At 71.8% G+C, this 21,417-nt stretch carries 20 protein-coding genes; 11 read left to right on the plus strand and 9 right to left on the minus strand.

The features are described 5' to 3' along the window. Positions 1-24: 24 nt before the first annotated feature. From ACGH52_RS13115 to ACGH52_RS13135, 5 genes are all read right to left on the minus strand, one after another. Entirely contained in the window at positions 25-1,005 is a 981-nt protein-coding gene (locus ACGH52_RS13115) for an SCO2521 family protein (protein WP_121704702.1), read from the minus strand. Position 1,006: 1 nt separating this feature from the next. Next, entirely contained in the window at positions 1,007-1,972 is a 966-nt protein-coding gene (locus ACGH52_RS13120) for an SCO2522 family protein (RefSeq protein ID WP_193777923.1), read from the minus strand. Beyond that, positions 1,969-2,886, minus strand: coding sequence for an SCO2523 family variant P-loop protein (locus ACGH52_RS13125; protein WP_399946731.1), 918 nt, complete (start codon positions 2,884-2,886; stop codon positions 1,969-1,971). The genes ACGH52_RS13120 and ACGH52_RS13125 overlap by 4 nt, the downstream gene beginning before the upstream one ends. 2 nt (positions 2,887-2,888) lie before the next feature. Next, on the minus strand, positions 2,889-4,733 hold the full coding sequence (locus ACGH52_RS13130; protein ID WP_059302566.1) for an SCO2524 family protein: 1,845 nt from the start codon (positions 4,731-4,733) through the stop codon (positions 2,889-2,891). A gap of 83 nt (positions 4,734-4,816) precedes the next feature. Continuing rightward, positions 4,817-5,590: an SCO2525 family SAM-dependent methyltransferase gene (locus ACGH52_RS13135; protein WP_059302565.1), complete on the minus strand. Its 774-nt coding sequence runs from the start codon at positions 5,588-5,590 to the stop codon at positions 4,817-4,819. A 252-nt stretch (positions 5,591-5,842) separates the two neighbouring features. On the opposite strand from ACGH52_RS13135, the gene ACGH52_RS13140 reads away from it, so the two are divergent. Continuing rightward, complete coding sequence (locus ACGH52_RS13140) at positions 5,843-6,388, plus strand: N-acetyltransferase (protein ID WP_076974267.1); 546 nt, start codon at positions 5,843-5,845, stop codon at positions 6,386-6,388. A gap of 15 nt (positions 6,389-6,403) precedes the next feature. Here ACGH52_RS13140 and ACGH52_RS13145 read toward each other — a convergent pair whose 3' ends face one another. Both ACGH52_RS13145 and leuA read right to left on the minus strand, forming a co-directional pair. After that, entirely contained in the window at positions 6,404-7,099 is a 696-nt protein-coding gene (locus ACGH52_RS13145) for a TerB family tellurite resistance protein (RefSeq protein WP_059302563.1), read from the minus strand. Positions 7,100-7,283: 184 nt separating this feature from the next. Beyond that, positions 7,284-9,005: a 2-isopropylmalate synthase gene (gene leuA / locus ACGH52_RS13150; RefSeq protein WP_399939258.1), complete on the minus strand. Its 1,722-nt coding sequence runs from the start codon at positions 9,003-9,005 to the stop codon at positions 7,284-7,286. 352 nt (positions 9,006-9,357) lie between these two features. Between leuA and ACGH52_RS13155 the strand changes: the two genes are divergently transcribed. The 9 genes from ACGH52_RS13155 to era all read left to right on the plus strand — a co-directional run bounded on the left by ACGH52_RS13155 (position 9,358) and on the right by era (position 16,914). Further along, a complete protein-coding gene (locus ACGH52_RS13155; protein WP_059302561.1) occupies positions 9,358-10,428 on the plus strand; it encodes a M4 family metallopeptidase in 1,071 nt (356 codons plus the stop codon). 21 nt (positions 10,429-10,449) lie between these two features. Then, on the plus strand, positions 10,450-10,716 hold the full coding sequence (locus ACGH52_RS13160) for a protealysin inhibitor emfourin (RefSeq protein WP_030181000.1): 267 nt from the start codon (positions 10,450-10,452) through the stop codon (positions 10,714-10,716). A gap of 57 nt (positions 10,717-10,773) precedes the next feature. Then, a complete protein-coding gene (locus ACGH52_RS13165) occupies positions 10,774-12,117 on the plus strand; it encodes a GH1 family beta-glucosidase (RefSeq protein ID WP_399939262.1) in 1,344 nt (447 codons plus the stop codon). Positions 12,118-12,223: 106 nt separating this feature from the next. Next, the gene (locus ACGH52_RS13170) at positions 12,224-13,303 is read left to right on the plus strand and encodes a PhoH family protein (RefSeq protein WP_121704704.1); all 1,080 of its coding nucleotides are present in this window, start codon (positions 12,224-12,226) and stop codon (positions 13,301-13,303) included. A 12-nt stretch (positions 13,304-13,315) separates the two neighbouring features. Then, complete coding sequence (ybeY, locus tag ACGH52_RS13175) at positions 13,316-13,813, plus strand: rRNA maturation RNase YbeY (RefSeq protein WP_059302558.1); 498 nt, start codon at positions 13,316-13,318, stop codon at positions 13,811-13,813. Further along, the gene (locus tag ACGH52_RS13180) at positions 13,810-15,114 is read left to right on the plus strand and encodes a hemolysin family protein (protein ID WP_121704705.1); all 1,305 of its coding nucleotides are present in this window, start codon (positions 13,810-13,812) and stop codon (positions 15,112-15,114) included. The genes ybeY and ACGH52_RS13180 overlap by 4 nt, the downstream gene beginning before the upstream one ends. Then, entirely contained in the window at positions 15,111-15,482 is a 372-nt protein-coding gene (locus ACGH52_RS13185; protein WP_059302556.1) for an MmcQ/YjbR family DNA-binding protein, read from the plus strand. Before ACGH52_RS13180 ends, ACGH52_RS13185 begins: the two co-directional genes overlap by 4 nt. A gap of 59 nt (positions 15,483-15,541) precedes the next feature. Further along, positions 15,542-15,895 (plus strand): cytidine deaminase, encoded by a 354-nt coding sequence (locus ACGH52_RS13190; protein ID WP_059302591.1) that lies wholly within the window; start codon positions 15,542-15,544, stop codon positions 15,893-15,895. Positions 15,896-15,960: 65 nt separating this feature from the next. After that, complete coding sequence (era, locus tag ACGH52_RS13195) at positions 15,961-16,914, plus strand: GTPase Era (protein WP_059302590.1); 954 nt, start codon at positions 15,961-15,963, stop codon at positions 16,912-16,914. 207 nt (positions 16,915-17,121) lie between these two features. Here the strand turns inward: era and ACGH52_RS13200 are convergent, their stop codons facing one another. Both ACGH52_RS13200 and ACGH52_RS13205 read right to left on the minus strand, forming a co-directional pair. Next, positions 17,122-18,264, minus strand: coding sequence for a carbohydrate kinase family protein (locus ACGH52_RS13200; RefSeq protein ID WP_238697026.1), 1,143 nt, complete (start codon positions 18,262-18,264; stop codon positions 17,122-17,124). Positions 18,265-18,393: 129 nt separating this feature from the next. Continuing rightward, positions 18,394-19,695, minus strand: a complete 1,302-nt coding sequence (locus ACGH52_RS13205) for a glucarate dehydratase family protein (RefSeq protein ID WP_121704706.1) — start codon at positions 19,693-19,695, stop codon at positions 18,394-18,396. A gap of 371 nt (positions 19,696-20,066) precedes the next feature. On the opposite strand from ACGH52_RS13205, the gene ACGH52_RS13210 reads away from it, so the two are divergent. Continuing rightward, positions 20,067-21,416 (plus strand): MFS transporter, encoded by a 1,350-nt coding sequence (locus ACGH52_RS13210; protein WP_399939268.1) that lies wholly within the window; start codon positions 20,067-20,069, stop codon positions 21,414-21,416. Position 21,417: the final 1 nt, after the last annotated feature.

The following is a 21,417-nucleotide window of genomic DNA, read 5'->3' on the forward strand; positions in this document are numbered from 1 at the left end:
CGCGTGCCGGACGGCGGGGCTCGGTCAGGGAGCCGGTTCCACCTCCCGGTGGGCTGCGGGGATGGCGTGCAGGGTGAGCTGGTCGCGGATGCGCTGCACCAGGGCCTGCCACTGCCGGGTGAAGCCGGGGCGTTCCTCCAGCGGGTCCCACAGCGCGGCCAGTTCGCGGCCGACCCGGGCGCCGGGCATCCACAGGTGGAGCAGGTGGTCGACGGCCGGGCGCAACGTCCGCACCACGGCACCGGCGTCGTGGGCGGCTCCGGCGCCGAGGCGGAGGCCGTCGAGCATGCGGACGACGGTGGTGAGCAGCCAGTCGTGCAGGGCCAGATCGTCACAGAGCGCGGCGAGTTCGGCGCCCGTGGTGCCCTCGGGCACGCGCAGGCGTACGGTGCGCAGTTCGTCCTCGGCGAGGGTGAACCGTTCCAGCGAGGGGCCCTCGCCCGGGGCCGCGGGCAGGGCCGCCCAGCGCAGCCGGGTGGGGCGGGAGCGGAAGGGCGGACGCTGGTCCAGCAGGGGGTGGCGCAGGACCCGGGTGAGCAGGCCGTCGGCGATGAGTCCGACGTCGAGGTCGCCGTGGCGCGGGCCGCCGAGGACGCCCTGCGCGACCGCCTCGCGGGGGAGCTTGCCGAGTGGCTCGACGACTCCGGGCCGCACCAGGTACTCGCCCCAGGGCCGCCGCTGGTCGGGGCCGGTGCCGGGCAGGCGGCAGTGCGCGGAGGTCTGCAGGACGCGGCCCTCGGTGAGCGAGGCGTGCGCGGTGACGGTGCCGACGGCGCGGACGCGGGCGCCGTTGGCGCTGGGCAGCGGGCAGTCGACGCCGGTGAGGGTCTCGGGGGAACGCGCGTAGAGGCCGGGGCGCTCGGAGAGCAGCACGCGTTCGTCGGCACGCAGGCCGAGGAGCTGGGCGGCGGAGCGGATGTCGAGGGCCTGCCGGGCAGGCAGCAGGCAGGTGCGGATCTCGCCGCAGGCGAGGACGGCGGGCGGGGTGCTCTGCCGCGGCGCCATGTCAGGGCCCCGAGTAGTACACGTAGGAGATGCGGTCGGCGACCGAGTCGGGGACGGGCATGCGTTCCTTCCCGGAGCGGTCGGCGACCTGCGCCAGTGCTCCCGGGTCGACCTCGATCTGGTCGAGGATCACGCGGACGGCGTGCTCGACGGGGAGGAACCGGGTGGGCAGGACGGAGCAGGTGCGGTAGGCGGCGAAGGGGTCCGCGCGCTCGTTGAGCTTCAGCAGGGTGGGCAGCTCGTCCCACTTGTCGGGGAAGCCGGTGGCGGTGTGCGGCTGAGGGGCGAGGACGGCCTCGCCCTCGTTGCGCAGGAGTCCGAGGCGGGCGAGCTGCCACACGGCGGCGAGGAACGGGCAGGACCACAGGCGCTGCCCGTCGGCGTCGTCGCTCCACAGCTCGACGTCGAGGAAGACGGAGTGGCGGCGGGCCGCGGTCTCGTGCGGGGGCTGCCAGGCCACGGCGCGCTTCATGGCCTGCGGGGCGCGGGCGACGGGGCTGCGTTCGCCGTTGGCGAGCCAGCCGGTCTGCGCGGCGGGCGGGCGCAGGCCGTAGCTGCCGGGCGGCGGTGACTCGACGATGCGGGCGGCGACCGCCTCGGCGACGGGCACCTTGCCGGTGACGGCGCAGCCGGACTCGCGGGCCAGGTAGTCGACGCTCAGTCCGGCCCGCTCGGCCTCCGCGAGGAGCATGGGCACGACCTCGGCGGGGGTGGAGAAGCGGGTGAAGTAGTCGTCGATGAGGAAGCAGGTGCTGATCCGGGGCCGCTTGCCGCCGGCCCGGGCGGTGGCGGCGGTGCGGGCCGCCTCCACCCAGGGCCGTACTTCGGCGAAGTGCGCGCGCAGCCGTTCGGGTCCGGCCTCGAAGTCCTCCATGTAGAGGTGGCCCAGCTCCACGGAGAGGTGGGCCAGCGGCACGGACTGGGTGCGCGGCTCGGCGGCGGTCTCGCGGAACACGGGCTCCGTCACAGCCGCCCCCAGTGGGTGTCGTCCGTCAGGCGCCGGGCGATCTCCTCCAGCGCCTCCAGGGTCTCCTTGTTCGCTATCTGGGTGGAGAGGACGTCTTCCTCGGTGATCAGCTGCTCCTGCCACTGGAGGATGGGCTCCAGCGGCACGATGCCGAGGACGACGCTGTCGCCGATGCGCTGTTCGGCGGCGAGCCTGCGTAAAGCCTCGTCGCACGCCTGCATCCAGGTGGCCTGGGCGGTCGAGCCCTGGGCCCACAGGGGCGACTCGGGGTCGGGTACGGCGGCCCGCACGAAGCGGATCGCGGCGCGCAGCTCGTCCTCGTCGTGGCCGCGGTCGACGCCGCCGCCGATGATGCCGTGCTCGGCGTGGACCAGGCCGGAGGCGGCGATGACGTGCTGGCGGGTCCAGCGGTGGAAGACCAGCCAGCGGAAGGGGATGTTGCGCATCCGGGGGTGGGCGGTGGCGTCGAGGACCATGTCGACGGCGTAGCTGCGGCCCGCGCTGAGGTCGACGAAGGTGACGTCGAACTCGCCGTTGAGCTTGAGCAGCAGGTCGACGCAGCGCTCCAGGGCCTCCTCGCCGGTGGCGAACTCGCCGCCGCCCGCGTCGCCGGGGAACAGCACCAGGCGGCCGGACTGGTTGGGGCGGGCGCGCAGCAGGGGGTGCTCGGTCTCCCGCCAGACGTCGATGCGGACCGGTTCCGAGGTCTCGCCCTCCAGGTAGGAGTGCAGGCCGCGCTCCTCGGTGCCGCGCATGGCACTGGGCACGTCGAAGACGGCGGCGGCGGTGGGTGAGCCGAAGTCGAAGTCGACGTAGGCCACGTGGTCACCGGTGAGGGCGCGCTGGTAGGCCAGGTTGGCGCTGGTCACCGAGCGTCCCGTGCCTCCCTTGTCGGAGGCGGCGAAGACCAGCACGCTCACACCTCCTGGGCGGCGGCGCCCCTGGCCTGGGCCAGGGTGTCGAGTTCCTGGAGCACGGGCAGGGCCAGCGCGAAGGCGGTCGCGGGCCGTTCGTCGACCAGGCTGCGGGCGTGGTCGAGACGGCTCTCGATGCTCCGCATGGCCCTGGCTCTCGCCCCGTCGGCGGCGGCGGACGCCTCCAACTGCTCCCTGCCGAACAGGTGGGTGGCCTCACTGAGCAGTTCCCGGGCCAGTTCGGCCAGTTCGGGGCTGCGGATGGGCTCCTGCTCGTACAGGATGCGGGCGGCGACGAGGCATTCGGTGACGCGCTCGGTGATGCTCCAGGACATGCGCAGTCCGGCGTCCTGGGCTTCGGGGTAGACGGCCTGGATGTTGTCCCAGAGGCCGAGCCCCTCCTCCTCGTCGATGCGCCGTTTCCACAGGTGCTCGAAGGACTGCTCGGCGAGACGGAGCAGGCGGTCCTGGGCGCCGATGTTCCGGGAGAGTTCGGCGAGCTGGATGATCCGCTTGAGGAGCTGGGCGGAGAAGTCGGTCATCCGCCACAGGAGTTGGCCGCCGGCGCGCTCGGACCCGGCGAGCGGCATCGTGACGCCGGGGGTGTGCAGCAGGAGGGTCGGGTCGTTCTTGGTCATGCGGCTGGTGACCCGGCCCCGGTCGGCGAGGCGCTCCATGATGGCGACGGTGCGGGTGAGGTCGTCGTCGGTGGCCTTCCGGCGGACCAGGTCGTGGACGAGGATGGCCGCGACGGTCAGGGAGAAGTACTCGGACTCCAGGCGCAGGCCGGTGGTCTGCCAGGGCAGGTCCTCCAGGGGCCAGCGCTCGCCGCCGAAGCGGGCGATCGCCGACCAGTACTGCTGGCTCAGCTCCCAGCGCAGGCGCAGCATCTCGGCGAGTTTCTGCTGGTCCTCGTCGAGCAGGCCGAGGGTGAGGGTGCGGTCGGAGAACAGGTCCTGGATGCCGTCGAGGGCGACGACGGTGAAGTACACGTAGGGCAGCCGGTCGGCGATGCCGTCGGGCTGGCCGGCGACGTCGGCGGTCAGGTCGGTGATCTTCGGGGCGTCCTTGACGATGCCCCAGGCCCAGCCGCACTCGAAGAGCTGGCTCTCGTCGCGGATGCCCTCGTCGACCTGGATGCCTCTGGAGAGGCTCTCGATGATGGTGGCGCGCAGCGGGCGTAACCGGCGGGAGAACTGCTGGAGGACGATCCGGTCGGACTGCCCGCCCTGGCCGATGACCTGGATCAGCCGCTTGCCCTGCTCCGACTCGGCGTCGAAGACGTTCACGGAGAAGGACCGCAGCAGGCTGACCATCGCGGCGGTCAGCCGGGCGTTGGTGGCGTCCCGCAGCTCGGCGATGGCCTTCAGGACCTCGGGCCGGGTGGTGGTGCCCTCGTAGACCTTGAGGAAGCCGAGGGTGGCCAGGCAGAGCGTGACGGACATGGAGTAGGAGTCGACCACGCCCAGCTGGCGCTGTGCGTGGCTGACCGTGCCGTCGGGCTCGGAGGGGCGGAAGTAGTGGCCGCCGGAGAAGGTGGGGCTGTCGTCCGTGCCGGTGTGGGTGCGCATGAACTGGGTCAGCGCGGCGATCAGGTTGGGCGGGATCTCCAGCCGGCTGCCGACCCGGTCCAGGGCGCGCAGGACGTCACGTTCGGTGGTGTCCGGCTGGTCGAGCCGGAAGGCGGGGACCTCGGTGGCCGGATACAGCAGGCAGAGCAGGCGTTCGGCGTCCGCGACGCTGCTCAGTCCGTCGGTGTCCCCCCGGACGAGCTTCCCGTCGTCGAACGAATGACGGGCCATGGCCTGCCAGATGTCCAGCAGGTGCTGCCGTGGCTTGATCTGCATCCCCGCACCCCTCGTACAGACCTCGTTGCCCTGTGTTCGGCACGTCCCCGTTGCGATGGTCCCCGTTGAGCATGTCCCCGTTCCTACGGGGCGGCAATCGCCGAATTGCGCCGTCCCAGGGCGAGGAGCATTCCCTCGTGCCCCGGCCGCACCGAGTGGTGCAGATCGTGGATCTCCAGCTCCCCGGTGAACGGCTCCAGGCTCAGTCGGACCGTTTCCTCGTTCACCCGGTAGGCCGGGTAGTCGTGTGCGCCGACGCGGTAGCCGACGGACTCCTTCATGAAGGCGGCGGCGAACGGCGCTCCCTCGTCGAGCGCGTTCATGAAGCAGCGCACGCCCCGGTGGAACTCCTCGGGTGCCTCGGACATGGAGTCGGCGACGAAGAACATGGTCCCCAGCGACCAGCGCCGGTCCCCGCCCTCCAGGTCGAACAGGTTGCCGCGCTCCACGCCGACGATCTCGCTGACCCGCGGCCTGGGCTCCACGGCGGCGTAGGCGGGAACCTCGCGCAGCACGTCCCAGAAGGGGTCCCAGGCGATGTCGTACCCGGCCGGGGCGACCTGCTTCTCCAGGTACTCGACGTTCGGGTGGGCGTACTCCAGCAGGAGCAGCCGCTCGCACCAGGGCAGCATGGACAGGGCGGGGTACAGGTTCGCCCCGGCGCCGACGTCGATGCCGCGCGCGGAGCGCGGGGGGGCTCCCTCGAAGCAGCGGGTGAAGTAGTCGCGCATCAACCGGACGATCAGCAGGTCCACTTCGAGTGGCGTCCGGTAGTTGTTGTCGACGTACACCTCTGGATCGAACTTCGACCACGGTGCGTCGGCGTTGCGATCCATAGTCACCCTGCCACGTTCCATTCGATTTTGGACAAACCCCCACTACCGTTCACGGTAAGTGACACGGCCACTACGAAACAGTGGGTGAATACGCCATCCTCATCCGCCCGGCGCACGTCGGGCGCATGGTCGCACACCCGAACTCGCCCTTGCATGAGGGAAGTTGGACGCTCACTCTAGCCAGAAGCCGACACCGGCCGCCACATGAGTCCGTCACTCGATCGTGAGCGGGGCGGGTGTCCACGAGTTGACGCAGTCTGACCAGGGGGTTGCATGACCGCCGAACCGCTGGAACGTTCCCTCGACCACCACGACCAGCTCACCCGCCCCGGCCTGCCACCGGACGACCTGCCACTGGACCTGCGCACGGCACGGGAGTCCGATCTGCCGGAACTGCGGCGGCTGGACGAGGAGGTCTTCCAGGACTTCGCCTATCCCGGGTTCCTGCTGCGCCAGCTCTTCGACATGTACGAGGAGCACTTCCTGGTCCTCGACGACGGCACGGGCCGGCTGCGCGGCTACGTGCTGGCCGCCACCCGGACGCTCGGTGCGGACAGCTGGATACTCGGGCTGTGCGTGACCCAGGACCGGCGCCGCCACGGGCTGGGCCGGGAGCTGATGCGGGAGGTGCTGAGCCGGTTGCGCCGGGACGGCATACAGGTGGTCCGCCTCACCGTGGAACCCGCCAACCTCGCCGCCATCTTCCTCTACCGTTCCCTGGGCTTCCGCCCCGAGGAACCCGACGGCGGCCTGCGCCCGGACTACTTCGGCCCGGGCATGCACCGCCAGATCATGCGGCTGGACCTCGCGCCGGACTAGCCGGACCCAGCCGGACTAGGACGGCGTGCCCGCGGACTCCAGGAGGCGGGTGACGTCGTCGGAGCAGAGGGTCAGGGCCGCGCCGACGGTGGCCAGGGCGTCGCGCTCGGCGGGGGTGTAGGGGCCGTCGGCCAGGGCGATGCGGGCACCCTGGAGCAGGATCGACTCGCGGCCGACGGCGGCGAGGTGCGGTGCCAGCGGGTCCAGCGCCTCGTGCAGTTCTATCGCCAGGCCCGGCACGCAGGGTTCGCCGCGGACCCGGCCGGTGTCCGCCTCCAGCGCCTCCACGAGCGCGTTCAGCTGGTCCTCGGTGCAGTCCTCGAAGCCGGCCGCGCGCACCGCGACGGTCGCGGTCTCCAGCGAGGTGCGGGAGCAGGTGCCGCCCGCGGTGAGGACCGCGAGGGCGACCGTGTGGACGGCGTCGCGGAGCATCGCGGAGAAGCGGGTGGTGGTCGGGTGGTCGAGGACGTCGGTGCCGTAGTGGCGGCGGCAGGCCGCGCACTCGACGGTCGGCGCGGACTCGCCGCGGGGCAGCACGGGCACGCCGAGCAGGGTGAAGCGGCGGCGGCCGGTGAGCCGCGTGTAGTTGCGGTCGCCGCCGCAGCCGGGGCAGAAGAACTCGCCGTCGCCGACGGGCGTCCACGCGGTGCGGGTGCCCAGGATGCGTGGCAGCCGGGCAGCTCGGCTGGTTCGTCCCCGTCCAGGCAGCACGTCGCACCTCCGTAACGGCGCGACAGCATCGTCGCGCTGGCGTGATGTTAGCCACATCACCGACGTGGAGTCAGTACCCAGGACGAGACCTTTCCGTGACCATCACAGATATATGGCCGGTATATGACGGGGTCCCGCCCACCGATTTCCGGTGGGCGGGACCTCAAACCGCTGATTCGGCTGGTCAGCGAGCCGCGCGGTTGACGGCGGAGACGATGGCCTTCAGCGAGGCGCGCGTGGTGTTCGCGTCGATTCCGATGCCCCACAGCACCTTGTCGCCGATGGCGCACTCGATGTAGGAGGCGGCCTGCGCGGAGGCGCCCTCGCTCATCGTGTGCTCCTGGTAGTCCAGCAGCCGTACGTCGATGCCGACGCCCTGCAGCGCGTGGAAGAACGCCGAGATCGGGCCGTTGCCGGTGCCGACCAGGGTGGTCTCCGTGCCGTCGACCGTGGCCTCGACGGTGAGGGTGTCGACGCCGTCGCGGTCGGTCGTGGTCTGCCCGTTGGCGACCTGGATGCGGCCCCAGGGGTTGTCCGGGTTGGGCAGGTACTCGTCCTGGAAGACGTCCCAGATCGCGGTCGGCGTGATCTCGCCGCCCTCGGCGTCGGTCTTGGCCTGGATGAGCTTCGAGAACTCGATCTGCATCCGGCGCGGCAGGTCCAGGCTGTGGTCGTTCTTCAGGACGTAGGCGATGCCGCCCTTGCCGGACTGCGAGTTGACGCGGATGACGGCCTCGTAGGAGCGGCCGACGTCCTTGGGGTCGATCGGCAGGTACGGGACCGCCCACTCGATGTCGTCGACGGTGACGCCCTTGGCCTTCGCGTCGGCCTCCATGGCGTCGAAGCCCTTCTTGATGGCGTCCTGGTGGGAGCCGGAGAAGGACGTGTAGACCAGGTCGCCCACGTACGGGTGGCGCGGGTGGACCTCCATCTGGTTGCAGTACTCCCACGTGCGACGGATCTCGTCGATGTCGGAGAAGTCGATCTGCGGGTCGACGCCCTGGGAGAACAGGTTCATGCCCAGGGTGACCAGGTCGACGTTGCCGGTGCGCTCGCCCTGCCCGAACAGGCAGCCCTCGACGCGGTCCGCGCCGGCCATGACCGCCAGCTCGGCCGCCGCCACCGCCGTACCGCGGTCGTTGTGCGGGTGGACGGACAGGCAGACGTGCTCGCGGCGGGACAGGTTGCGGCACATCCACTCGAAGCGGTCGGCGTGCGTGGACGGCGTCGAACGCTCCACGGTGGCGGGCAGGTTGAGGATGATCTCGCGGCCGGGACCGGGCTGGTAGGTGTCCATCACCGCCTCGCAGACCTCCAGGGCGAAGTCCAGCTCGGTGTCGGTGAAGATCTCGGGGCTGTACTGGTAGCCGAACTCCGTCTCGGGGCCCAGCAGTTTCTCGGCGTACTCCATGACCAGGCGGGTGCCGTCGACCGCGATCTGCTTGATGTCGTCGCGCGAGCCGCGGAAGACGACCCGGCGGAAGACGGGGGCGGTCGCGTTGTACAGGTGGACGGTGGCCCGCTTGGCGCCCTTCAGGGACTCCACCGTGCGCTCGATCAGGTCCTCGCGGGCCTGGGTCAGGACGGAGATGGTGACGTCGTCCGGGATGGCGCCGGGCTCCTCGATGATGGAGCGTACGAAGTCGAAGTCGGTCTGGCCGGAGGCCGGGAAGCCGACCTCGATCTCCTTGTAGCCCATCTTGACCAGCAGGTCGAACATGGCGCGCTTGCGGACCGGCGACATGGGGTCGATCAGGGCCTGGTTGCCGTCGCGCAGGTCGGTGGAGAGCCAGCGGGGAGCGGTGGTGATCCGCTGGTTCGGCCAGGTGCGGTCGGCGATGTCGACCTGCTCGTAGCCTCGGTACTTGGCGGTCGGCATGGGGCTGGGCTGCTGGCGGTTGGCCATGATGGCGTGGGCTCCTCGTGATGTCCGCGAATCTCGGCGGTGTCCGCGACGTCCGCGTGTCCGGAAGGACGGCCGACGGCACCACCAAGCTCCGCGGGGAGGGAGTCGGCCTCTACAGGCCCTCGCCGCGGCAGCTAAGGAGAAGCAGCCCGAATCGCATGATGCCCAGCACCTTAGCCGAGTCACGCGGGTCACGCGGGTCCGTATCAGTATGCGGGACCGAGGGGAGAACCGGGACAAAAAGTGCCGTATACCACTTCCGGCCGGGTCGTGGGGGCAGCTTGGCACCGCTTTGCACCCATCGTGGTCGCGAGTAGTGACAGTACGGTCACGCAGTGCGAAAGTGCCGGACATGACGACATACGGGGGCTTCCAGCCCGTCTTCTGCACCATCGTGCCGCCCCACGTCCTCGACCGGCTCGCCCGGAACACGGACCCGGTGCTCGCCGGTCCGGCCCGCCGCACCCTCCAGCGCGACGCCCTCGAACGCACCCGCCGCGGTCTGACCACGGTCATCGGCGCCCCCTCCGTGGCCCCGCGCGCGGGCGCCGAGGCCGAGAAGCCGCAGCGCACGATCTACGACGCCCGGCACGGCACCGACCTGCCCGGCCGCCAGGTGCGCGCCGAGGGCGAGGAGCCCGGCCAGGACGCCACCGTGAACCGCGCCTACGCGGGCCTGGGCGCCACCTTCGAGCACTACCTCAAGGTGTACCGGCGCGACTCCATCGACGGCGCCGGCCTGCCGCTGGACGCGACCGTGCACTACGACCGCGAGTACAACAACGCGTTCTGGAACGGCGAGCAGATGGTCTTCGGTGACGGGGACGGGGAAATCTTCCTCGACTTCACCATCGCTCTGGACGTGATCGGCCACGAGCTGACCCACGGCGTCACCCAGCACACCGCCAACCTGACCTACTACGGCCAGCCGGGCGCCCTCAACGAGTCGGTGTCGGACGTCTTCGGCTCGCTCATCAAGCAGTACTCGCTGGGCCAGACCGCCGCCGAGGCCGACTGGCTGATCGGCGCCGGGCTGCTCGCCCCGCGCGTGACGGGCGAGGCGCTGCGCTCCATGAAGGCGCCGGGCACGGCCTACGACGACGACGTGCTCGGCAAGGACCCGCAGCCCGCGACGATGGACGACTTCGTGCGCACCGGCCGCGACAACGGCGGCGTGCACATCAACTCCGGCATCCCCAACCACGCCTTCTACCTCCTCGCCACCGCCCTCGGCGGGCACGCCTGGGAGCGGGCCGGGCAGATCTGGTACGACGTGCTGACCGGCGGCGAGCTGGCCGAGGACGCGCTGTTCACGGACTTCGCGACGCTGACGCTGAAGGCCGCCCGGGAGCGCTACGGCGACGCGGACGAGCTGGAGGCGGTCCGCAAGGCCTGGGAGCGGGTCGGGGTGCGGACGTCGTAGTTCCGTACTAGACACGGGTCCATGCGGATTCAGGTGAGGCGCACAGGAGGCTTCGCGGGCATCGAACGCCACGCGGAGGTCGAGACCGCGGGACGCCCCGACGCGGACGAGTGGCACGCCCTGGCCGAGCGGGCGGTCGCCGACGGCCGGAGCACGCCGCCGGTCGGGGTGCCGGACGGGTTCAGCTACCAGCTCACCGTGGACGGGAGGACGGTGTACGCCGCCGATCCCCGGCTCACCGACGAGCAGCGCAGGCTGATCTCGCGGGTGCTGAAGGAAGGGGCTTAACGCCGCCCGGGTGCAAGGGCGTTGACTTCCCTCACCGGGGGTGCGGATGATCCGCGCATGGCCACTGACGCGATGCCGTCGAACCCGATGCCGCGGTTCCCGGACGGCTTCCTGTGGGGCGTGTCCACGTCCGCGCACCAGATCGAGGGTGCGGCCGAGCTGCGGGGGCCGTCCGTGTGGGACGCCTTCACGGCCGGGCCCGGGCGGGTGAAGGACGGCTCGACGGCGGCGGTGGCCTGCGACCACTACCACCGCTACCGCGAGGACGTCGCCCTCCTCGCGGACCTCGGCGTGGACGCCTACCGCTTCTCGGTCTCCTGGCCCCGGGTGGACTCCCCCGGCGGCCTGGACTTCTACGACCGCCTGGTGGACGAGCTGTGCGCGGCGGGCGTGCGGCCGGTGCCGACGCTCTTCCACTGGGACCTGCCGGCGGGCCTGGACTGGCTGGAGCGGGACACGGCCGCCCGGTTCGCCCAGTACGTGTCGGTCGTCGCGGGGCGCCTCGGCGACCGGGTCGGCAAGTGGATCACCCTCAACGAGCCCGCCGAGCACACCCTGCTCGGCCACGCCCTGGGCGTCCACGCCCCCGGGCGCGAGCTGCTGTTCGACGCCCTCCCGGCCGCCCACCACCAGCTGCTCGCGCACGGCCTGGCCGTACGGGCGCTGCGCGCGTCCGGGGCCACGGACGTCGGGATCGCCAACTCGCACGGCCCGACCTGGCCCGCCTCGGACGACCCGGCCGACCGGGAGGCGGCGGACTTCTACGACCTCCTGCTGAACCGGATGTTCGCCGACCCGGTCCTCACCGGGCGGTACCCAGAGGGCATCGGTGAGCTGATGCCCGGCTCCGCCGAAAGGGTCGAGGCCGACCTGGAGATCATCGCCGAGCCGCTGGACTGGTACGGCGTGAACTACTACGCGCCGACCCGGGTGGGCGCCCCGCAGGGCGCGGAGATCGAGTTCGGCGGGGTGACACTCCCGGCCGAACTGCCCTTCTCGGTGCGCGAGATCGAAGGCAGGCCGCTGACGGACTTCGGCTGGCCCGTGGTCCCGGAAGGGCTGACGGAGCTGCTCACCGGCTTCCGCGACCGCTACGGCGACCGCCTCCCGCCGGTCGTGATCACGGAGAACGGCTGCTCCTACGACGGCCTCGACGACCGGGACCGCATCGCCTACCTCGACGGGCACGTGCGCGCCCTGCACCGGGCTCTCGAGGCGGGCGTGGACGTGCGCGGTTACTTCGTGTGGTCGCTCCTGGACAACTTCGAGTGGGCCGAGGGGTACGCCCGCCGCTTCGGACTGGTCCACGTGGACTTCACGACGCTCGCGCGCACGCCCAAGGCGTCCTACGGCTGGTTCCGGGACCTGCTCGCCGGGCAGCGGCGGACACCGGTCGGATAAACCCCTCGGTGCTGTCGGCGGGGAGTCGTACGCTGGAGACAGCAGACACACCCGTCACGCGGCGCCACGCCGCAGAGGAGGACGAGCAGGCCTAGAGCGCCGGCCCATGACTCAGACACCCTCAGGCCAAGCCCCCGCGCAGGGGCAGGCGAGCGCACGGATCAGCGTCCCCGCCCAGCACCCCATGGTGACCGTACTGGGCTCCGGAGACTCCCTCCTGCGCGTGATCGAGAAGGCCTTCCCGGCGGCCGACATCCACGTCCGGGGCAATGAGATCAGCGCCGTCGGCGACACCCATGAGGTGGCCCTCGTACAGCGCGTGTTCGACGAGATGATGCTGGTGCTGCGCACCGGGCAGCCGATGACGGAGGACGCAGTGGAACGCTCGATCGCCATGCTCAAGGCGAGCGAGAACGGGGAGAGCGACGGCCAGGAGACCCCGGCCGAGGTGCTCACGCAGAACATCCTGTCCTCGCGAGGCCGCACCATCCGCCCCAAGACGCTGAACCAGAAGCGGTACGTCGACGCGATCGACAAGCACACCATCGTCTTCGGCATCGGCCCGGCGGGCACCGGCAAGACCTACCTGGCGATGGCCAAGGCGGTGCAGGCCCTGCAGTCCAAGCAGGTCAACCGCATCATCCTGACCCGCCCCGCGGTCGAGGCCGGTGAGCGCCTCGGCTTCCTGCCGGGCACGCTCTACGAGAAGATCGACCCGTATCTGCGCCCGCTGTACGACGCGCTGCACGACATGCTCGACCCCGACTCGATCCCGCGGCTGATGGCGGCGGGCACGATCGAGGTCGCGCCGCTGGCGTACATGCGCGGCCGCACGCTGAACGACGCCTTCATCATCCTGGACGAGGCCCAGAACACCAGCCCCGAGCAGATGAAGATGTTCCTCACCCGGCTCGGCTTCGAATCGAAGATCGTGATCACGGGTGACGTGACCCAGGTCGACCTGCCGGGCGGCACGAAGTCGGGTCTGCGGCAGGTGCAGGAGATCCTGGAGGGCGTCGAGGACGTCCACTTCTCCCGGCTCACGTCGCACGACGTCGTCCGGCACAAGCTGGTGGGCCGTATCGTCGACGCCTACGAGCAGTACGACAGCAGGAACGGCACCGAGAACGGCGGCCACAACGGCGGCCGGACACCGAGACACGGTGCCAAGGCCAAGGGGAAGTAGACCAGCACGACCATGTCGATCGACGTCAACAACGAGTCCGGAACCGAGGTCGACGAGCAGGCGATCCTCGACATCGCCCGCTACGCACTCGCGCGGATGCGCATCCACCCGCTCTCCGAACTGTCGGTGATCGTCGTGGACGCCGGTGCCATGGAGCAGCTGCACATCCAGTGGATGGACCTGCCGGGTCCCACCGACGTGATGTCCTTCCCGATGGACGAGCTGCGCCCGCCGTCCAAGGACGAGGAGGAGGCGCCGCAGGGGCTGCTCGGCGACATCGTGCTCTGTCCGGAGGTCGCCGCCAAGCAGGGCACCGAGGCGCCGACGCAGCACTCCATGGACGAGGAGCTGCAGCTCCTGACCGTCCACGGGGTGCTGCACCTGCTCGGGTACGACCACGAGGAGCCGGACGAGAAGGCCGAGATGTTCGGTCTGCAGGCCGCCATCGTGGACGGCTGGCGTGCGGAGCGGGGCCTGACCGGCCCGTCTCCGGCCCCGACGGTCTCATGAGTTTCCCGCTCGTCGCCGGTGCCGTCGCCCTGGTGGTGGTCGCCTGGCTGGCCGCGTGCGCGGAGGCGGGGCTCGCGAGGGTCTCCAGCTTCCGTGCCGAGGAGGCGGTCCGGTCCGGGCGCCGGGGCGGCGAGAAGCTCGCGCAGGTCGCCGCCGACCCGACGCGCTACCTCAACGTGGCGCTGCTGGTCCGCGTCGCCTGCGAGATGGCGGCCGCCGCGCTGGTCACGTACGCCTGTCTGAAGGAGTTCGCGAACACCACCGAGGCCCTGCTCGTCGCGATCGCGGTGATGGTGCTCGTCTCGTACGTCGCGGTCGGCGTCTCCCCGCGCACCATCGGCCGCCAGCACCCGCTGAACACGGCGACCGCGGCGGCGTACGTGCTGCTGCCGCTGGCCCGGATCATGGGCCCGATCCCGTCGCTGCTGATCCTCATCGGCAACGCGCTCACCCCCGGCAAGGGCTTTCGCCGCGGTCCCTTCGCCTCCGAGGCGGAGCTGCGGGCGCTGGTGGACTACGCCGAGAAGGAGTCGCTGATCGAGGCCGAGGAGCGCCGCATGGTGCACTCGGTGTTCGAGCTGGGCGACACGCTCGTGCGGGAGGTCATGGTGCCGCGCACCGACCTGGTCGTCATCGAGCGCTACAAGACCATCCGGCAGGCCCTCACCCTCGCCCTGCGCTCCGGTTTCTCCCGCATCCCGGTCACCGGCGACAGCGAGGACGACATCGTCGGCATCGTGTACCTGAAGGACCTGGTCCGCAGGACGCACATCAGCCGGGACGCGGAGAGCGACCTGGTCTCCACCGCGATGCGTCCCGCGTCCTTCGTGCCGGACACCAAGAACGCCGGTGACCTGCTGCGCGAGATGCAGAAGGAACGCAACCACGTCGCCGTCGTCATCGACGAGTACGGCGGCACGGCCGGCATCGTCACCATCGAGGACATCCTGGAGGAGATCGTCGGCGAGATCACCGACGAGTACGACCGGGAGCTGCCGCCGGTGGAGGAGCTGGGCGAGGACCGTTTCCGGGTCACCGCGCGCCTGGACATCGGCGACCTGGGCGAGCTGTACGGCCTGGACGAGTACGACGACGAGGATGTGGAGACGGTGGGCGGCCTGCTGGCGAAGGCGCTGGGCCGCGTCCCGATCGCCGGGGCCTCGTCGATCGTGGAGCTTCCGGACGGCCGGGAGCTGCGGCTGACGGCGGAGGCCGCCGCGGGCCGCCGGAACAAGATCGTGACAGTGCTGGTGGAGCCGGTCGCCGCGGCGAAGCCGGCCGAGGAGGCGGTACCGGAATGACCCCCGGGGAGCTGCGCGGCCTGTGTCTGTCCTTCAACGCCGCGGTGGAGGACTTCCCCTTCAGCCCGGAGATCTCGGTCTTCAAGGTGCTGGGCAAGATGTTCGCGCTGACCTCGCTGGACGGGCGCCCGCTCACCGTCAACCTCAAGTGCGACCCGGACGACGCGATCCGGCTGCGCCGCGAGCATCCCGAGCTGATCGTGCCGGGCTGGCACATGAACAAGCGGCACTGGAACACGGTGACGGTGGCCGGCGGACCCGGCGGCGAGCTGCCGGACCGCGTCGTCCGGGAGCTGGTCGAGGACTCGTACGACCTGGTCGTCGCCGGTCTGCCGCGCGCGGAGCGGCTCCGCCTCGACCGCCCCTGAGCCCGCCCGGGGCACCCGGGGCCCCACGGCGTCCGGTGGGGCTCCGTATGCTCACCCCCATGACCGAAACTCCCGACCTCGACCCCGAGGACCGCAAGATCGTCACCCTGGCCCGCTCGGCCCGCGCCCGCAACGGCGTGCCCGAGGGCGCGGCCGTACGCGACGAGACCGGCCGTACGTACGTCGCCGGTACGGTCGCCCTGGACTCCCTGAAGCTCAGCGCGCTGCGTACGGCGGTGGCGATGGCGGTGGCGTCCGGCGCGAAGTCGCTGGAGGCGGCGGCCGTGGTGACCGAGTCCGGGTCGGCGTCGGCGGAGGACCGGGCGGCGGTGCGGGACCTGGGCGGGCCGGGGACCCCGGTGCTGGTGGCCTCGCCCGACGGGACGGTGCGGGCCACGGTGAGCGCGGGCTGACGTTCGCGGGCCCGGTGGGCGACGGTGGTACGGCGGGGCTCCGGGGATCAGGGAGAATGGGCGCCATGAGCGTTCGTACCCAGTCATCCGAAGAACCGGCCGAGGCTGTTCACCGGGCCGGCTTCGCCTGCTTCGTGGGCCGTCCCAACGCGGGCAAGTCCACCCTCACGAACGCTCTGGTCGGGCAGAAGGTGGCGATCACCTCGAACCGCCCCCAGACCACCCGGCACACCGTGCGGGGCATCGTGCACCGCGAGGACGCCCAGCTGATCCTGGTGGACACCCCGGGGCTGCACAAGCCGCGCACGCTGCTGGGCGAGCGGCTGAACGACGTGGTGCGCACCACGTGGGCCGAGGTGGACGTGATCGGCTTCTGCCTGCCGGCGAACGAGAAGCTGGGCCCCGGCGACCGCTTCATCGCCAAGGAGCTGGCCGGGATCAGGAAGACCCCGAAGGTCGCGATCGTCACCAAGACCGACCTGGTGGATTCCAAGACGCTGGCCGAGCAGCTGATCGCGGTCGACCAGCTGGGCAAGGAGCTGGGGATCACCTGGGCGGAGATCGTCCCGGTGTCCGCCACGGCGAACCAGCAGGTGGACCTGCTCGCCGACCTCCTCACCCCGCTGCTGCCCGAGGGCCCGGCGCTCTACCCCGAGGGCGACCTGACCGACGAGCCCGAGCAGGTCATGGTCGCCGAGCTGATCCGGGAGGCGGCGCTGGAGGGCGTACGGGACGAGCTGCCGCACTCCATCGCGGTGGTCGTGGAGGAGATGCTCCCGCGCGAGGACCGCCCCGCGGACAAGCCGCTCCTGGACATCCACGCCAACGTCTACATCGAGCGCCCCAGCCAGAAGGGCATCATCATCGGCCCCAAGGGCAAGCGCCTGAAGGACGTCGGCATCAAGTCCCGCAAACAGATCGAGGCACTCCTCGGTACCCCGGTCTTCCTGGACCTGCACGTGAAGGTCGCCAAGGACTGGCAGCGCGACCCCAAGCAACTGCGACGGCTCGGGTTCTGACCACGCCCGGGTCCAAGGGCCCCGGCCCCGCGCGGCGGCGCCCGTGAAACGGCCGCCCGACCGGTCGGCACACCCACGCCCCGCCCGCACCCCGGCCCCGCGGCGGTAGCCGCACATCGGCACAGCCTCGACCTGCACGACAAGGTCGCCAAGGACTGGCAGCGCGACCCCAAGCAGCTGCGGCGGCTCGGGTTCTGAGGGGCGGCGTCAGGGCTTCGGGGGGCGGAAACCGATGGTGGGGACCGCGCGGCGCAGGGGCCACGGTGCCGGGGACACCAGGTCGTCCGGGACGAGACCGGCCAGGAAGGCGTAGCGGCTGAGGGCCGCCGGGTCCTGGTCCTCCAGGGACCGGACCTCGCGCCACCAGGTGGCGATCTCGCACCAGCCCGGCGCCGACAGCGAGCCGCCGAACTCCTGGACGGAGAGGGCGGCGGTCAGCCCGGCGAAGGCCAGGCGGTCGGCGAGCGGCCAGCCGGCCAGGGTGCCGGTGACGAACCCGGCGACGAACACGTCCCCGGCGCCGGTCGGGTCCAGGGCCTCGACCTCGATCGCCGGGACCTCGGCGCTCTCCCCCGTACGCCGGTCCACCGCGTAGGCGCCGTCCGCGCCGAGGGTGACCACGGCGAGCGGCACGTGCTCGGTCAGGGCGTGCGCGGCGGCGCGGGGGCAGGTGGCGCCGGTGTAGCGCATGGCCTCCTCCGCGTTGGGCAGGAACGCCTCGCAGTGCGCCAGGTCGGGCAGCGCGGCCAGGTCCCAGGCGCCGGTGTCGTCCCAGCCGACGTCGGCGAAGACCCGGGTGCCGCGGGCGGCGGCCCGGGCGATCCAGGGGGCGCTGACGCCGGGCGCGAGGGAGGCGACGGCGGCGCGGGCGCCGGGCGGGCAGTCGGGGGACGGCTCCTCGGGCGGCGGCTCGTGGCCGTGCGAGACCATCGTGCGCTCCCCCTCGTACGCCATGGAGACCGTCACCGGCGAGTGCCAGCCGGGCACGGTGCGCGAGGAGGTCAGGTCGATGCCCTCGCCCCGGGACAGGGCGTCCCAGCAGTAGTCGCCGTAGTGGTCGTCGCCGAACGCGGCGGCCAGCGAGGTGCGCAGGCCGAGACGGGCCAGCGCGGTCGCCATGTTGGCGATGCCGCCCGGGCTCGATCCCATCCCCCGGGCCCAGGACTCGGTCCCGCGCACCGGGGCGGAGTCGAGCCCGGTGAAGATCACGTCGAGGAAGACGGTGCCGGTCAGATACACGTCCCAGGGCGGGTCCTGCGACGTGCGCAGACCGGCGAGGGGATCGACCTGGGGCTGGCGGTGCGATCCCTCGGGCGGGACGTGGCGGTGCGTTCTCTCGTCGGCCGGCATGACGGGCACGTCGGTCGCGTCGGGCACGTCGGACGCTGTCACGGTGTGCTCCCTGGCATGGTGCGGACCCCGCCAGTGTGCACCAAGCCACCGACGACACGGGCCGCTACCCGCCACGGGCGCGGCGGTTCACCAGCGCGGCACGGACGGAGTGACCCATTCCGGCTCGGCGACCCGCATCGCCGCCGCGTCGTCGCGGTCGCGGAGCGTGCCGTCGTCGTCGAGCCAGCGCCGGTGCAGGAACGCCAGGCGCTCGCGGTCGAGTTCGACGCCGAGGCCGGGGGCGTCGGAGACGGCGACCTTGCCGCCGTCGAAGGTGAGGCGTTCGGTGAGCACGTCCTCGGACTGCCAGGGGTAGTGGGAGTCGCAGGCGTGGTGGAGGTTCGGCACGGTGGCCGCCACGTGGGTCATGGCGGCGAGGCTGATGCCCAGGTGGGTGTTGGAGTGCATGGAGACGCCGACGCCGAAGGTGCGGCATACGGCGGCCAGTTGCTGGGTGTTGCGCAGTCCGCCCCAGTAGTGGTGGTCGGAGAGCACGACCTGCACGGCGCCCCGGGTGAACGCCTCCTGGATCTCGGCGAACGTCGTCACACACATGTTGGTCGCCAGCGGCACCCCGGTCCTGGCGGCGACCTCGGCCATCGCCGGGGTGCCGAGCGCGGGGTCCTCCAGGTACTCCAGGACGTCCCCGAGTTCCGCCGCGACCTCGAGGGAGGTCGCCACGGACCAGGCGCCGTTGGGGTCCAGGCGCAGCGGGTGGCCGGGGAACGCCTCGGCGAGGGCCCTGATCGCGGCGATCTCCTCCTTGGGCGGGAAGACGCCGCCCTTGAGCTTGAAGGAGGTGAAGCCGTACCGCTCGGTGAAGGCGCGGGCCTGGGCGACGACTCCGGCCGGGTCGAGGGCGGCGCCCCAGTCGTCCTTCTCGGCCGCCACGCCCTCGGGGTGGCCGGCCCACTTGTAGAAGAGGTAGGCGCTGTACTCGACGGCGTCGCGGACCTTGCCGCCGAGCAGGGCGTGCACGGGCAGGCCGAGCGCCTTGCCGAGGGCGTCGAGGCAGGCGACCTCGAAGCCGGAGACGACGGACAGCCGCAGCTTGTCGGCGGTCTGGACGCCCCGCAGCCCGCCGACGTCGACCTGTCCGGAGACCCGGGAGGAGTCGACGGCGACCTCGTCGGCTAGGGCGAACAGACCGTTGAGGTCCGAGACCTGACGGCCGACCAGCTTGTCGGCGAACGGACGGGCCAGCTCCAGGTACTTGGCGTCGCCGTAGGTCTCGCCGACCCCGGTGACGCCGTCGGCGGTCTCCACCTCGACGATCAGGCGGGGGGTGTACGGCTGGTGCACGCCCTGGGTGTTGAGCAGCGGCGGGTCGGCGACCAGGATCGGCGTCAGGCGGACGGCCGTGAGGGTGAGGTCGCGGTCGCGGGTCACAGGGCGGCTCCTACGAGGTCGAGTCCGGCGGTCGAGCAGGGTCGGGCGCGCACCCCTTGTCTCTGTATGTAGATGTCATCCACGTATGAAGATGATCGGAGAGACGACCTCGGGGCGTCAATGGGTCGGCGGGAGGCACCGTACGAGGTCTTCAAGCGACGATTCCGGGTGGAAACGGCTTGGTTCGCCGACGTTGGCGCCCGCTGCTACCCAGCCCCGAAACCCCCAAACGGGTATGTGACTCAGAACACACCCCCTCGCCTGTTTCGAGCCTCCTCGTGCTTGATACAAATTGCCCGCGCGTTCCTGTCAGTCGACGGTCGTCGCCCCCTCTCCCCCTCCCGTCCCTTTCGCATGCCCTGGGAACGCCCGTGTTCGCCCCCCGCACCACCCCCTGGCCCCTCGTCGCCCTTTTCACGGCCGGGTACCTGCCTCCGTACCTGCTGCCCACCACCGTCGGCAGACTCGACACCGGCCTCGCGCTGTCCGCCACCCAGGCGGGCGCCGTCGGCAGCGCGCTGCTGCTGAGTTCGGCGACCGCGGGCTTCCTGCTGGCCTCCCGGGTGCAGCGGGTCGGTGCCCGCACGCTGGCCCGCTGCGGGCTCGCGCTGGCCGTCCTCGGTTACGGCGCCGCCGCGCTCACCACCGCCGTCCCGGCCGTCGTCGTCGGCGCGGTCGTGGGCGGTTTCGGATCGGGGACGGCCACCACGGTCGCCGCGACCCGGATCGCCGCCGAGAAGGACCCGCACCGCGCCTCCACGATGGGCCTGCTGAGCGTGTCCGCGCTGGCCGGCGCGGTGTATCTGACGGTGCCCCACCTCGGCCGGGGGCACGGGCTGCCGCTGGCCGCGATCGCCCTGACGGCACTGATGGTGTGGCCGCTGACCGGCCGCCTGCCGGGCGGGGAGGCCGACTCCCCCGCCGCGCCCGGCACCGGCACCACCGCCCCGCTCCCCCACCGCCGTTCGGGCCTCGTCCTGGCCCTCACGGTGCTGTGCTGGTCCCTCGCGCAGAACTCCCTGTGGGGCGTCAGCGGCCGGATCGGGCTGACGCAGGCGGGCCTGGGCGACGCCACCCTCGGGGTGGTCTTCGCCGTCGCGCTGGGCGCGGGGCTGGTCGGGGTGCTGGTGGCCGGCGCCCTCGGGCCGCGGCTGGGGCGGGCGATGCCCGTCGGCGCGGGCACGGTGCTCATCGCGGGCTGCATCGCGGTGAGCGCGTCGGCGACGACCCCGGCGACCTTCGCTACCGGGGAGATCGCCTGGAACACCGTCTACCCGGTCGTGCTGTCGTACCTCATCGGCCTCGCCGCCTCGCTCGACGCGCGTGGCCGGTGGGCGGTGCTGGTCGGCTCGGCGTCCTCGCTGGGCACGGCGGCCGGGCCGCTGGCCGGCAGTGTCCTGTCGGCGCAGGCCGGTTACGCGGGCATGGGGCTGGTGCTGGCCGCCGGGCTGCTGGTGGTCGCCGCGCCGATGACCGCCGTCGCGCTGCACACCGCGGGACGTCCGCTGCTGCCCGGCGCGATCCGCCGTCGCGGCGGCACCCCGGCCGCGCTGGTCGCCGCCGCCACGGGGACGCCGAGCGGTGCGGTGCCGGAGGTCGGTGCCGTGGAGCAGCCGGTCGTGGAGATCGACATGGCGGCCCCGGCGGTGGCCGTCCAGGGCGCCTACGACACGGCGGGACCCCGGCAGGCGGCGGCCACACCGGGGTCCGGGACGGGCTGAG

It is taken from the genome of Streptomyces sp. BBFR25 (genome assembly GCF_044590125.1).
GTDB lineage: Bacteria > Actinomycetota > Actinomycetes > Streptomycetales > Streptomycetaceae > Streptomyces > Streptomyces canus_D.